Origin of the sequence: Ruegeria atlantica (genome assembly GCF_001458195.1) — a bacterium.
GTDB lineage: Bacteria > Pseudomonadota > Alphaproteobacteria > Rhodobacterales > Rhodobacteraceae > Ruegeria > Ruegeria atlantica.
Map to the genome: position 1 here is coordinate 17,693 of NZ_CYPU01000047.1, position 13,008 is coordinate 30,700.

Consider the following 13,008-nt stretch of genomic DNA (forward strand, 5'->3'; position numbering starts at 1 on the left):
GAGAATATGTCCGCACAGAACCGCAAAACAACCGTTTGGAACCATGCGCCGGAACTGCCGTTGCAATCTATGCCGTACTGGCACTGGCCGCCCAGGCCTTGGGCCGTTCTGCGCTGGCTGTTTCAGAACTTTCTTCAGGTCTCCGACCGGGCGCTGTTTCTGGCCTACAGCTTTGCCATCGCATTCTGGCTGATGCCCTTTGTCCCTGCTGAGGCGGCACTTGCATGGGATTGGTCCGCATTGGTCCTGCTGCGAAATCTGGTGGCCGTGTTTCTGGTGGTGGGCGGGTTGCATATCTGGTTCTACGGCATTGACGGTCAGGGCAATGTCATGCGCTTTGATGCGCGCCCGATCACCGGCCGCAAGAACGCGCTGTTTCTGTTCGGATATCAGACTTGGGATAACATGTTTTACACGCTGATCTACGGCGTGCCGATTGCGTCGGGTTTTGAGATTGCTGTGCGTTGGGCCTATGCCAACGGCTGGACAATGCAAGTCACGTTTGCCGACAACCCGGTGTGGTTTATTCTACTGTTCCCTTTGCTGACCCTGCTTCAGGGGCTCCACTTTTATCTGATCCACCGCCTGATTCACTGGCCGCCGCTCTATCGGCATGTGCATTCGGTGCACCACCGGAATGTCAATGTCGGCCCCTGGTCCGGCCTGTCGATGCATCCGGTTGAGCATCTGTTTTATTTCAGCAGCCTTTTGATCTTTTTGGTGCTGCCTGCTCATCCGGTGCACATGATGTTCCTGTTGCACTGGCAGTTACTGGGGGCACCGACCGGCCATTCAGGGTACGAGGCTGTGTTTGCCAAGAACAAGGCGCGGATCCTCATTGGCGGGTTCTTCCACCAGCTTCACCACCGCTATTACGAATGCAACTATGGCAGCCCGGAATTCCCGCTCGATAAATGGTTCGGCACTTACCACGACGGAACCGAAGAGATGACGGCAGTCATCCGTGACCGCAAAAGAAGGATGCACGCGAAATGAGCGTTTTACTCTCCCCCCAGGACGCCCGTGCGTTGATCTGGAATGCGTTGACCGGCAGCGGCACCGCGCCAGAGAACGCAGGGTATTTCACTGACGCCATTCTGGATACAGAACTGTCCGGATTGGAGGGCCACGGGTTCTACTGGCTGCAATATTACTGCGCCCATCTGCGCAGCGGCAAGGTGGATGGCAAGGCCGTCCCGCAGATCGAGGCGCTGTCCGACACCAGCTTTCGCGTGGATGCGCTGCACGGGTTCGCCCATCCAGCGATTGAGGCCGGGTTCAAACATCTGATCCCGGCAGCCAAGGCGCATGGGGTTGCGGCGATGGGCGTTCATAATTCCTATAATGCTGCAACCTTGGGATTTCACACCGGGTATCTTGCGCGCGCAGGCCTTCTGGCCATCGGTGCAACAAATGCCGTTCCCAATCTGGCCCCGGTGGGTGGCAAAACCCCAATCATCGGGACAAACCCGATCTCATATGCTGTCCCGGCACCGGGCGGCGAAATCGCCTTTCTGGCTGATCAATCGGCAACGCAGGTGGCCTGGACAGCCGTAAAGCGCGCCGCCGAAGCCGGTGAGCCGATCCCGCTTGGCTGGGCGCTTGATGCAGACGGCGAACCCACAACTGATGCAGCGGCCGGGCTTGCCGGGTCGATGGCGCCTGCGGGCGGGGTCAAAGGGTTCAGCATCGGCCTATTGGTCGAGGTTCTGTGCGCCGCACTCGCTGGGGGCAAATTGGGGCCGGATCAGGGGTCTTTCACTGATGATGACGGCACACCCATCGACAACGGTCAGTTCTTTGTGGCTTTTGATCCGGGTAAACTGTCTGGCGGCGGTTTCGATCAGACGATCACCAAACTTGTCACTTCGATCACCGAACAAGACGGCGCTCGCCTGCCAAACGCTCGGCGCGAGGCAAACAAGCAGCAACTTGCAGAACGGGGTATTCCGATTGAGCCTGATCTTTATGCAGCGCTGAAGGGGTTCGCATGACCGAGGCGGAGTTGCGGGACTTCCTTGCCAAGCAAGGGCTAGCAGACAACAGATCAGCGTTTCGCAAACTCAAAGGCGGCTATCTCAACAGCGTCTGGCGTGTAGATACCCCTGAGCGATGCCTTGTCGCCAAGGAGTTTGCCAAGCCCATGACCGGCACACTCTTTCCGAACCTTCCTGAAGATGAAGCGGAGGCCCTGCACCGCCTTGCAGGGCTGGAAGTAGCCCCTGATCTGGTCGGGTTCTGGCCAGAGGCCTCGCTGCTTGTCTACGACTACGTTGAGGGGCACATGTGGGACGACGATATGGTAAGCGTCGCGCAACTGCTTTTACGCAAGGAGACTGCTGATCCGACAGGATTCCGGAGCGTGCCGTTGACAATCCCGGACATCATTGCCGAAGGGGACGCCCTGTTTGCCCGCTGCGCGTCGCAGCCTGGGACGATCTCTCTGCCAGCGGCCAATGTACCGCCACCTCAAAAGCTCTCACTGATCCATACAGATATCGGGGTAAATCTTGTGGGCGAGGGATCTGGCCTGCGCCTCATTGACTGGCAATGCCCAGCCATCGGCGATGTCTGCGAAGACATCTACAGCTTTCTGTCGCCCGCATTCCAAATCCTCGGCGAACGTGCGCCCTTGACCGACGCACAGGTCCGCGACTTCTGGGACGCCCTCGCGCGCCCCGACCTTGAAGCGCGTTACGATTTGTTACGGCCCGCTTATGCCTGGCGCTTCGCGGGATACTGCGCATGGCGGGCGGACGTTCTGGAAGATGCCGAAATCTGTGCCCGCTACCGCCGTGCGCTTGGCGAGGAATTGAGCTATATGGGGCAATCAGCATGATCGTTGAGACCACTATCCACAGTTTCAGCCTATGGCATCACTTTGCCCATAAGCCGGGCTTTGACGCCATCGCCTTTGCCGAGTTGGCAAGATCAATGCGATTTCAGGGCATCAGCCTGTCCCTTAACAATGAAAACTACCGTCATCTAGGTGGGCGAGACACTGACCGGATGGACCGTTTGCGCACCTATCTGACAACCCATGGGATGAGCCTGGAGGTGGACACCTCAGACACGTCACCGGGCAATATGTCCGAGATGCTGAAAGTGGCGCATCGCATGGGGGCCACCTCCCTGCGCACCTATACCCGCCATGGCGGTGCGGTGGGGGAGATGATGCAAAACACGGGCGATGATCTGGCGGCGGTCATGCAAGAAGCCGCTGATCTGGGCGTGATCATCGTGCTGGAAAACCACGAAGATTTCACCGGGCCGGAATTGGCGAAAATCGTCGAACGGGTGAGCCACCCCAATCTGAAAATCCTCTACGACTACGGCAATTCACAGATGGTTCTGGAAGACCCAATTGCAGCCCTCGACGCGGTGTTGCCCCATGTCTATTCCGTCCATTTCAAGGATCACGTGATGATCCGGGCCGAAGATGCGGGCCAGCTTACCGTTGCGGGCGTTCCGGTGGGCAACGGCTTCCTGCCCCTTACCGAATTGACCCGCCGCCTGCTGGATCAGGGGTTGCGGCGGTTCACGTATGAAAACGTCTGGGCCTACAGCGCACCCATTCAAGAGGGTCGCAAGGCACTGAATGGTGTGAACCTGGGAGAGGGTGCATTTGCCTATCTCGATCCACCCTTTAGCCCGGCGCACGTCATTTTGCAGCAATCCGCATTCAGCCCGCAAATGCTCGTTGATCTTGAATTCCAAGCCCTGCACCGGGGGCATGAAGGCTTTCGGCGGGTTCTGAGAAAGCTCGGCACAAGCGGCGACTGGGATATCCGGGAAATCTGTTGACGCTATGGGCCAGCGGAATCGCCAGACGTCTCGATTTGGATGAAAAACACATCATTTGAAGGTCCGCTTGCAGATGTTACGTACTTTCGTTTACGCCGCAGCATTCGGAACTTTGGGCTCCGAGCTGCCTTGCGGCGGAGCAGCGAATTGCGCCGTTTCAGGGTTGTCTGAATGTCGGCTCACGACGTCTCAGCATGGTTGGTTCGCGCGTGCAGCGAAAGACCGAAATCCGCCCTTTGTGACAAATGCTGCACGCTGTACCAAGGTCGCATTTGGGCTCGGTGCGGACGTTCGCCGAATTGTCGCGAGCGACCGCTATGCGGACAAAGCCGCCGTCAGCCGCACCGCAGCATTCAAAGGGTCTTGTCAGAAGAACTTTGCTTGAGCGGGGCAGGGCGGTTGCGTAGCTTTTGCCCATGACCAGGCCTGCCTCTTTCAAATACTTCAAAACCAGTCCCGAGATCATCCGCCTTGCGGTGATGTTGTACATCCGATTCCCGCTATCGCTTCGGAATGTCGAAGATCTGTTGCACGAGCGAGGCATCGATGTGAGCCACGAAACTGTCCGATATTGGTGGAATAGGTTTGGCCCGATGTTTGCTGCTGAGATAAGGCAGAAGCGTGTTCAGCAGCTGCGCGCGTTCTCCAAATGGAAGTGGCACGTGGACGAGGTTTTCGTGAAGGTGAATGGCAAGCGGCATTATCTTTGGCGGGCTGTTGATCACGAAGGCGAGGTGCTGGAAGTCGTTGTTACCAAACGCCGAAACAAGCAGGCTGCACTGAAATTCCTCAAGAAGTTAATGAAGCGACACGGCAAAGCGGAAACCGTCGTCACGGATCGCTTCGCCTCATACAGAGCCGCGCTCAGAGAACTGGGTGCATTCGAAAAACAGCAAACGGGCAGGTGGCTCAACAACCGAGTCGAGAACTCGCACCTGCCGTTTCGACGACGTGAGCGCGCGATGCAGCGTTTCAGGCGCATGCGAAGTTTGCAGAAATTCGCCTCCGTCCATTCCTCGGTCTACAACCACTTCAACCAGGAAAGATCGCTCACCAGCCGGGACACCTTCAAGCTGACACGCACCGCCGCTCTTAGCGAGTGGCGTCAACTTTGTTCCGGATAGGTTCACGGTTTCCGCGGCAAACTGAGACTGGTTCGAATTCGTCTGACAGCACCGTTCCAATGGTGGCGGTAAAAGAAACATAAGGTAGGCCTGATGAAGCTACGCCGCGGACGCCTATTCTTCAACAATTCCCACCGCGAGACCTTCCGTGAAGCTCAGAGCTACTCTGTCTCCCGGGCTAAGCTGTTCAACAAACTCACGACCAACATCCGTTTCAACCTCGATCATTTGTTCAGTGCCGCTGCTGTCTGTCACAGTGGCGATTGAGTTCGCGGCGTCGAATGAAACAAAAGTCAGAATTAACGTGACCATCGTTCCGGCAGCTACGCCCGGTGTTGATCCCTCTGCAGCCTGGCCTTCCAATTCAACCATACTGTCAACCTCGCCGGGGAACGCCATGGTTGCGGCTACCCCCAGTGTGTATACCGCTTTGACTGTGTCGCCTGTTTCAATTTGGTCGAAGTTTACGACTTCCGGTCCTGCAACAATGGTCTCTTCTTCGCCCGTCTCTGAGTTTTGCAGCACGATAAGCCGAGTGTCCGGATCAACCGACTTAACTGTCGCGTCGGCTTCGATGGTCACGCTGCGCTCAGCTGTTTGAGCAAAACTGAGCGCGGGCAAAATCAAGAAAAATGCGGGCACAAGAAGTTTGGTTAGCATGTCTTCTCCCAATGAAATTGATGATGGAAGTCTGCAAAGTATCACACAGTTTCGCAGGATAGCCAAAACGTTGCCACACCGCTTCGCAGTTTCAAAGATGTTTGTCAGCCAGTATAGCCAAAGACCGAAGTTATCGAGCATCAGATTTCCGGCAGATAGTGCGCATGCAATCTAGAGTAATTGGGCGGACAACGCTTAGTCGCATTTAGTAACGTCTGTTTCGTCCGGCGGTTTCAACGGATCGACGCAACACATGCATTGAAACGCTCGGCAGGTGTTTCGTAGTTGAGCGTCTTTCGAGGTCGTTCATTGAGCTGTCTTGCGACGGCGCTCAGCTTTGCTTGACTATGTATCGACAAATCTGTGCCTTTTGGAAAGTACTGTCGCAGCAGGCGGTTGGTATTTTCGTTTGTACCGCGTTGCCACGGCGAATGTGGTTCACATAAAAAGACATCGATGTTCGTCGCCAAGGTGAAGGTCTTGTGCCCGGCCATCTCGGTTCCGCGATCCCAGGTCAGGGAGCGATAAAGCTCTTCGGGCAACTTGCGTGACTGTTTGATCAACGCCTGAATGACACTGTGACTGTCTTTGTTGCTCACCTTAGCCAGCATGACAAAACGCGAATGTCGCTCGACCAGTGTCGCGATGAAGCTGTTGGCGGAGCCTGCAATCAAGTCTCCCTCCCAGTGGCCTGGTACGGCTCGATCTTCGGCTTCTGCCGGTCTTTCTCGGATCGATATCGCATCGTTGAACCGACCCAACCCGCTGCGCTTCAAGGTGGCGTGGCGAGACCGGCGTATGGATCGCGTTGCGCGCAGATGTGCCAGCAATTCCTTCTTAAGTACGCCACGTGTCTGGATAAACAGGCTTCGATAGATTGTCTCATGCGAGACGCGCTTGCCTTCATCTTCGGGATGTTCGCGCATCAGCCAGCCTGCGATTTGTTGCGGGGACCATTTGCGGATCAACTTGGCCGATATTGCGCGACAGAGATAGACATTCCCGGCCAACTTACACGGCTTTGGGCGCAGGGCACGGTTCCAAGCTGCTGCATCTGATGGCGCAGCACGATAGTCCTCGGTGCCACCATTGCGCCTGACCTCTCGACTGATTGTGGATACCGGTCGCTTTAATGTTTGGGCAATTGAACGAAGCGAGGCCCGCGCTCGTAAGCCTCTGGAAATCTCCTCTCGCTCGGAAAGTGTCAGCGCAAGGCGGGATCTGACACGGCCCGGCGGGCGAATGCCGCCAATGCGAGCCAACAGCGGATAAATCGAAGACGACTCGCGATCAAACAGCCGTCCAATCGAACTCATCGACTCCCCGCGTTGCCATCGATCCCAAATATCTGACTTCTGTTTGTCCGTGAAGAATATGCGGCGACGATACTTCATGATGCTCACTCCATCTTTCCAAAAAGATTAAAGTGTTGCGTCGACCCGTTGAAACCGCCCCGCAGAGCGGTCTTTCCGACCGTCGCAGTTCATTGGTTGTTGTAATCGCTTGATTCACGTCAAATCGGGTTTCTGACGGTTGTGTATATTGGCAGGTATGTACTTGGGGAGGATTTCGTCGTTGGGGACCTTTCCAGGGCTTTCCCATCCCCTCAGCGGACCTCGCGGCGCTGGTATCGTGTATAGTCGCGGAATGGCCAGAAATGGCGATAGATCTAGGTAGCCGGGTGTCTGGCGACTGTGCGGAAAAATGCCAAAGGAGCGAACATGGAGCCAAACGCATTGCTTGAGCCTATCGTAGTACAGAGCTTTGGTGCCTTCACGCTCGGGATCGTCGTCTACTTCCTCGGCGCCAGGATGACACGCCGGTACCCACTCCTGCAGCGTTACAGCATTCCAGAACCGGTAAGTGGGGGGTTAGTGGCAGCGCTCATCGCGCTTGGAGTCGTTTTGGTTACTGGGCGCGAGATCCAATACGATCTCTCTGCCCGAGACTTTCTGCTCGTCTACTTCTTTACCACGGTCGGGCTGAACGCCCGAGTCTCGGATCTTGTGAAAGGAGGACCCATTCTGGCGATTTTACTTGGGCTGACTATCGCCTTCATGCTCATTCAAAACTTGGTGGGCTTTATCGGGGCTAGCATATTCGGGCTTGCTCCCCAAGCTAGCGTTCTGCTTGGTACGGCGTCGCTCATCGGCGGCCATGGAACGGCAATTGCCTGGGGGCCCACAATTCAAAGTGACTTCGGAGTCCAAGGCGCAGCCGAGCTTGGAATTGCAGCTGCGACCATCGGCCTGATCCTGGCGAGCGTAATCGGAGGCCCTATCGCCAAGTACCTGATTCAGAGACATCACCTCGTTCCTGATAGCCCTACACATGGACATGTCCCAACGGCAGCGACAGGTAAGGCGGGCGACGACGACACCGGGATTACCCAAACCTCGATCATGTCGAGCATCTTGTGGATTCACGTGGCCATCGCGATCGGATTTTCGGCCTTTGAGGCGCTCGAGGCCGCAGGAGTAAAACTGCCCCTATTTGTTCCGTGCCTGATCAGCGGGATACTGTTGGCCAACCTTCTCCCTGTGCTATTTCCAAGGCGCAGTCTCAGCCCGCGTAGCAGTGCAACCAACCTGATCTCGGAGTTCAGCCTGTCGGTCTTTCTCGCAATGTCGCTGATGTCTATGGAACTATGGACCTTGGCTTCGAGCGCGAGCGTATTGGCCGTAACAATGACTCTTCAGGCACTGGCCGCAACCTTGTTCATCATCCTTATTGTGTTCCGCCTAATGGGAAGCAACTATTTTGCTGCGGTTCTTTCGGCGGGGTTCGCGGGCTTCTCGCTCGGTGCCACGCCCACCGCGATCGCCAACATGACCGCCGTCACCCAGCGTTACGGCCCATCACCAGTTGCCTTCATAGTACTTCCACTTGTCTCTGCTTTCTTCGTCGACCTAGCCAACGCGGTGATCATCAAGTGGGTGGTCTCTGTCTTCTAGTGTTGCACACACCAGAAGCAGCTGGACAATACGGGTTGCCATTTGTGCGGGGCTCGTAAGGCCGTTGCAATCAGAAACTCACCCTCACTGTTCGGTCGGCAGCTTTGGTCTACCAACCGGACAAGCTTGAAGACCAAAACCAGTGGCTGCCTTTGCCCGCAACCCAGACCTTCGCCGCCGTTTTCTGACAGTCTGTTTCCGCTTGTCGCCGTCTCTCAAGGGATGCAGAGCAGGAACCTGACCCAGAACCGTTTTAACTCGCGAAGTATCCCCACTTGCGCTCGCATGGATGCGAATGGCTTCGATCTGTCATTGCTTGATCCATGATAGGTCCCTTGACCGAGATCAAAGTTTCCGTTTTCCTTAAGCGTTAACGCTAGCGCACAGTTTCAGAAAGATCGCCCTTATGAAGTATTGGCTGCTTTTGGTTCCGTTTGTTTTGATGGGAACCACCTTAGAAACCACAAGTGCCGGCAAAACACTCTACATGCAGCACTGCGTGTCTTGTCATGGTGTTGATGGGAAGGGCGATGGGCCTGCAGCAGTGCGTTTGAGCACAAAGCCGGCGGATTTGACTAAGATTGCAGCCCGACGCGACGGTATGTGGCCCGCCCTTGAGGTTATGGAGATACTGAGCGGGTATTCCCGCAATACCCTACCGCGGGAGGATATGCCCGTTATTGTAGACATTTTGGACCATGAAATGAGTGAGTTCGATCCGGGAAATAGCGAGCCGTTCCTTATGCCGACCAAGCTGATCGAGATCGCAAACTACCTTGAGGCACTGCAGGATCCAGCGTCAGGGTCTAACCTTCCCTGAAAAAGGTAGGAGCAGACGGACAGAAAATCGATTTGGCCTAAGCCATCTTTGTTTTTCATGCTTTAGCTCAGTTGAATTAGTTGAGCTAAAGCAGCTCACACAACAATACGGAAAACGGCGGTTTTGTCCGCGGAGCGGTCATAGCGCCATTTTCACCAGCGTCTGCTATCGCGCAAAGCGGTCATTGAAAGCAGAAAGCTCGGTTTTTCGTGACCGAACGACCGCTTAGCGGCGCTTAGCCGTCATCTGAGAAAAACAGTCGGATGACCGCACCGAGCCCAAAGCGGACAGATTCGGTTGCGCTTGTTAAGACAGAGCTCAGCGAGACCAATAAAAAATTTCTATGCGATCGGAGGCATGTGGTCTTATGTTTGCTCAACAAAAGTGAAGTTGGGAGGGAAACGTGGCGCAAACATACATTCGATCTTCTAGTTTGAAGCCTGGAATAGTTACGAGCTTGGTGTTCGCTACATTGGCTTTCGGCATTTCCACCGTCGCTGCCCAAGAATTTCAAACAGAACAGGAAGACACCGAGGTCGTTCTGGCGCCGGATGCCTTTTCACCATATGCGGGGCGCAACTTTCCAACGCGACCACTCTGGGGCGACTCTCATCTACATACTGAAGTGTCGGTAGATGCTGGTACGATGAATCGCCTCAGCCAAGCAGATGCTTTCCGCTTTGCCCGTGGCGAGGAGGTTACCACTACTCATGGGCTTCGCGCCAAGCTTTCCCGACCACTCGATTGGCTTGTGGTATCTGATCATGCAGAAATGTATGGTCTTATGCCGCAGCTACTAGCTGGAGATGCTCAGGTGCTTGCCAACGAACAGGGGCGCATCTGGTATAAAGCCCTCACCGCAGGCGATCCTCAACTGGCATTCAATACCGCCATGGAGATTGTTGCGTCCCTTTCAGGCGACGAGCCACCCATCGACAACCCAAAGGCTATTAAACACGCTTGGGAAAATTACCTCAAAACCGCCGAACAGTTTAATGAACCCGGAGTGTTCACCTCCATCATCGGATATGAGTATACCACCGAAGGCGCGAACAACCTGCACCGCAATGTGCTTTTCCGCGATGGTCCATTACGCGCAAGCCAGACGCGGCCCTTCTCGCAATACGACAGCAAAAACCCTGAAGACTTGTGGGAGTTTCTTGCAGAGTATGAAGAACGAACGGGCGGCGAAGTTTTGGCCATCGCACACAATGGCAACCTCTCAAACGGCCGCATGTTTTCAATGAATGCCTATGACGGTTCAGCACTTACTGAAGAGATTGCCAGCATGCGAGCGCGTTTTGAGCCGTTGTATGAGGCCACTCAGATCAAGGGGGACGGCGAAGCGCACCCCTTCCTGAGCCCGGACGATGCTTTCGCGGATCATGACACTTGGGATGCTGCCAACCTGAATGGTACTGAAATCAAAACTCCAGATATGCTTGCAGGAGAATACGCGCGCGAAGCACTTAAACGCGGCATGCAGATCGAAGCTGACCTTGGCATAAACCCTTTCAAGTTTGGTATGGTCGGCGCCACAGATAGCCACACGGCCATGGCGACAGCACAAGAAGACAACTTCTTTGGCAAGCATTCCGGTGTTGAGCCCGAGCCAAACCGCTGGGAGCATCTCGTGATCGAAGCGCCAGATCCGGAGTTGTCAATCTTCGGTTGGAAACAAGCCGCAGGAGGTCTTGGCGCAGTCTGGGCTACGGAAAACACGCGGGAAGCTATCTTTGACGCTATGATGCGCAAGGAGACTTATGCCACAACAGGGTCGCGCATCGGCGTCCGCTTCTTCGGCGGTTATGACTTCACTGAAGAGGATGCGCTATCCCGCCTGCCGGCCGACGCGGGCTACCGCAAGGGCGTGCCAATGGGAGGTAACCTTGGCGCCACGTCAGATGCGCAAAGTCCCACATTTCTGGTCGCCGCATTGAAAGATCCGATTTCGGGCAATCTCGACCGGATACAGATTGTCAAAGGCTGGCTTGATCCTGAGACGGGCGAGACGAGGGAAAAGGTTTTTGATGTCGTCTGGTCTGGCGACAGAGAACCAGATGCCAATGGTATATTGCCAGATGTGGGCAATACAGTGGATGTGGCCAATGCAACCTGGACAAACACTATTGGTGCGCCAGAGTTAGTTGCTGTTTGGGAAGACCCAGATTTTGATCCTTCGATCCCAGCTTTCTACTACGCTCGAGTGATTGAAATCCCTACGCCACGCTGGACAGCCTATGAAGCCAATCGCTTCGGTGTAGAGATGCCAGATTACGTTCCAATGGTCACGACGGAGCGAGCCTACACATCGCCAATCTGGTACACGCCTGGCTAAGAACACTTGAGAAAATTTTGTTGGCGGCACCTTTTGGAGCCGCCTCATCCATATTTTGGCGACTGTCAGGTTTGTCCGGCGGTCTCAATGGGTCGATGCAACACATGCATTGAAACGCTCGGCTGGTGTTTCGTAGTTGAGCGTCTTTCGAGGTCGTTCGTTGAGCTGCCTTGCGACAGCACTGAGCTTTGCCTGACTATGTATCGACAAGTCCGTGCCCTTTGGGAAGTACTGTCGCAGCAGGCGGTTGGTGTTTTCGTTTGTGCCGCGTTGCCATGGGCTGTGTGGTTCACACAAAAAGACATCGATATCCGTCGCCAGGGTGAACGTCTTATGCCCGGCCATTTCTGTTCCACGATCCCATGTCAGAGAACGATACAGTTCTTTTGGTAGTTTGCGAGACTGCTTGATGAGCGCCTGAATGACGCTGTGGCTGTCTTTGTTGCTGACCTTGGCCAGCATCACAAACCGGGTGTGGCGTTCAACCAGTGTGGCGATGAAGCTGTTGCCGGAACCCGCAATCAGATCTCCCTCCCAGTGTCCTGGCACGGCACGATCCTCGGCCTCTGCGGGGCGCTCCCGGATAGAAACTGCATCGTTGAACTTGCCCAATCCGCTGCGCTTCAAGGTGGCGTGACGGGATCGGCGAATGGACCTGGTGGCGCGCAGATGTGCCAGTAATTCCTTCTTAAGAACGCCACGGGTCTGGATGAACAGGCTTCGATAGATTGTCTCATGCGAGACCCTTTTACCTTCATCATCGGGATGTTCGCGCATCAACCAGCCTGCGATTTGTTGTGGGGACCAATTGCGCTTCAGCTTGGCTGATATCGCCCGACAGAGATAGGCATTGCCTTCCAGTTTGCAGGGCTTTGGGCGGAGGGCTCGGTCCCAGGCCGCAGCATCTGAGGGCGCTGCACGGTAATGTTTGGCACCACCATTACGTCGGACCTCTCGACTGATTGTGGACGCCGATCGGTTCAAAGCACGGGCAATCGACCGTATCGAGACCCTCGCACGTAAGCCCCTCGATATCTCCTCTCGATCGCAGAGTGTCAGAGCGCGCCGGGATCTGACGCGGGCCGGCGGGCGAATGCCGCCAGTGCGAGCAAGGAGTGGATAGATCGAAGACGACTCGCGATCAAAAAGCCGCCCTATAGAACTCATCGACTCTCCGCGTTGCCATCGATCCCATATCTCTGACTTCTGTTTGTCTGTGAAAAATATGCGACGACGATAGGCCATGGCTTACACTCCATCTTTCCAAAAAGATTAAAGTGTTGCATCGATCAGTTGAAACCGCCGGAC

Annotated in this window: 11 protein-coding genes; 8 read left to right on the forward strand and 3 right to left on the reverse strand. The window is 55.3% G+C overall.

What is annotated here, in order from left to right; genetic code table 11:
- The first annotated feature begins 6 nt into the window (after window positions 1-6).
- The 5 genes from RUA4292_RS14840 to RUA4292_RS14865 all read left to right on the forward strand — a co-directional run bounded on the left by RUA4292_RS14840 (window position 7) and on the right by RUA4292_RS14865 (window position 4,928).
- On the forward strand, window positions 7-996 hold the full coding sequence (locus tag RUA4292_RS14840; RefSeq protein WP_058278313.1) for a sterol desaturase family protein: 990 nt from the start codon (window positions 7-9) through the stop codon (window positions 994-996).
- The gene (locus tag RUA4292_RS14845) at window positions 993-1,994 is read left to right on the forward strand and encodes an Ldh family oxidoreductase (protein WP_082637130.1); all 1,002 of its coding nucleotides are present in this window, start codon (window positions 993-995) and stop codon (window positions 1,992-1,994) included. Before RUA4292_RS14840 ends, RUA4292_RS14845 begins: the two co-directional genes overlap by 4 nt.
- On the forward strand, window positions 1,991-2,839 hold the full coding sequence (locus tag RUA4292_RS24510; protein WP_058275686.1) for a protein kinase family protein: 849 nt from the start codon (window positions 1,991-1,993) through the stop codon (window positions 2,837-2,839). Before RUA4292_RS14845 ends, RUA4292_RS24510 begins: the two co-directional genes overlap by 4 nt.
- Window positions 2,836-3,804, forward strand: coding sequence for a sugar phosphate isomerase/epimerase family protein (locus RUA4292_RS14855; RefSeq protein WP_058275685.1), 969 nt, complete (start codon window positions 2,836-2,838; stop codon window positions 3,802-3,804). The genes RUA4292_RS24510 and RUA4292_RS14855 overlap by 4 nt, the downstream gene beginning before the upstream one ends.
- 416 nt (window positions 3,805-4,220) lie before the next feature.
- Complete coding sequence (locus tag RUA4292_RS14865; protein ID WP_058271395.1) at window positions 4,221-4,928, forward strand: IS6 family transposase; 708 nt, start codon at window positions 4,221-4,223, stop codon at window positions 4,926-4,928.
- 114 nt (window positions 4,929-5,042) lie between these two features.
- Here the strand turns inward: RUA4292_RS14865 and RUA4292_RS14870 are convergent, their stop codons facing one another.
- Together RUA4292_RS14870 and RUA4292_RS14875 are read right to left on the reverse strand one after the other, a co-directional pair.
- Window positions 5,043-5,729, reverse strand: coding sequence for a hypothetical protein (locus RUA4292_RS14870; protein ID WP_145974965.1), 687 nt, complete (start codon window positions 5,727-5,729; stop codon window positions 5,043-5,045).
- A gap of 92 nt (window positions 5,730-5,821) precedes the next feature.
- Entirely contained in the window at window positions 5,822-6,982 is a 1,161-nt protein-coding gene (locus tag RUA4292_RS14875) for an IS30 family transposase (protein WP_058278315.1), read from the reverse strand.
- Between the two features lie 327 nt (window positions 6,983-7,309).
- On the opposite strand from RUA4292_RS14875, the gene gltS reads away from it, so the two are divergent.
- The 3 genes from gltS to RUA4292_RS14890 all read left to right on the forward strand — a co-directional run bounded on the left by gltS (window position 7,310) and on the right by RUA4292_RS14890 (window position 11,700).
- Complete coding sequence (gene gltS / locus RUA4292_RS14880) at window positions 7,310-8,542, forward strand: sodium/glutamate symporter (protein WP_058272842.1); 1,233 nt, start codon at window positions 7,310-7,312, stop codon at window positions 8,540-8,542.
- Window positions 8,543-8,984: 442 nt separating this feature from the next.
- Window positions 8,985-9,362: a cytochrome c gene (locus tag RUA4292_RS25330; RefSeq protein WP_267885458.1), complete on the forward strand. Its 378-nt coding sequence runs from the start codon at window positions 8,985-8,987 to the stop codon at window positions 9,360-9,362.
- Window positions 9,363-9,765: 403 nt separating this feature from the next.
- The gene (locus RUA4292_RS14890) at window positions 9,766-11,700 is read left to right on the forward strand and encodes a DUF3604 domain-containing protein (RefSeq protein ID WP_082637133.1); all 1,935 of its coding nucleotides are present in this window, start codon (window positions 9,766-9,768) and stop codon (window positions 11,698-11,700) included.
- An 84-nt stretch (window positions 11,701-11,784) separates the two neighbouring features.
- Here RUA4292_RS14890 and RUA4292_RS14895 read toward each other — a convergent pair whose 3' ends face one another.
- Window positions 11,785-12,945: an IS30 family transposase gene (locus tag RUA4292_RS14895; RefSeq protein ID WP_058278317.1), complete on the reverse strand. Its 1,161-nt coding sequence runs from the start codon at window positions 12,943-12,945 to the stop codon at window positions 11,785-11,787.
- Between the last annotated feature and the right edge of the window lie 63 nt (window positions 12,946-13,008).

What these genes read in the sequence shown, in the direction of transcription:
- RUA4292_RS25330 (WP_267885458.1), top strand. Translation starts at nt 8,985, where the DNA reads ATGGGAACCACCTTAGAAACCACAAGTGCCGGCAAAACACTCTACATG.
- RUA4292_RS14865 (WP_058271395.1), top strand. Translation starts at nt 4,221, where the DNA reads ATGACCAGGCCTGCCTCTTTCAAATACTTCAAAACCAGTCCCGAGATC.
- RUA4292_RS14845 (WP_082637130.1), top strand. Translation starts at nt 993, where the DNA reads ATGAGCGTTTTACTCTCCCCCCAGGACGCCCGTGCGTTGATCTGGAAT.
- RUA4292_RS14855 (WP_058275685.1), top strand. Translation starts at nt 2,836, where the DNA reads ATGATCGTTGAGACCACTATCCACAGTTTCAGCCTATGGCATCACTTT.
- RUA4292_RS14875 (WP_058278315.1), bottom strand. Translation starts at nt 6,982, where the DNA reads ATGAAGTATCGTCGCCGCATATTCTTCACGGACAAACAGAAGTCAGAT.
- RUA4292_RS24510 (WP_058275686.1), top strand. Translation starts at nt 1,991, where the DNA reads ATGACCGAGGCGGAGTTGCGGGACTTCCTTGCCAAGCAAGGGCTAGCA.
- gltS (WP_058272842.1), top strand. Translation starts at nt 7,310, where the DNA reads ATGGAGCCAAACGCATTGCTTGAGCCTATCGTAGTACAGAGCTTTGGT.
- RUA4292_RS14840 (WP_058278313.1), top strand. Translation starts at nt 7, where the DNA reads ATGTCCGCACAGAACCGCAAAACAACCGTTTGGAACCATGCGCCGGAA.
- RUA4292_RS14870 (WP_145974965.1), bottom strand. Translation starts at nt 5,729, where the DNA reads ATGCTCGATAACTTCGGTCTTTGGCTATACTGGCTGACAAACATCTTT.
- RUA4292_RS14895 (WP_058278317.1), bottom strand. Translation starts at nt 12,945, where the DNA reads ATGGCCTATCGTCGTCGCATATTTTTCACAGACAAACAGAAGTCAGAG.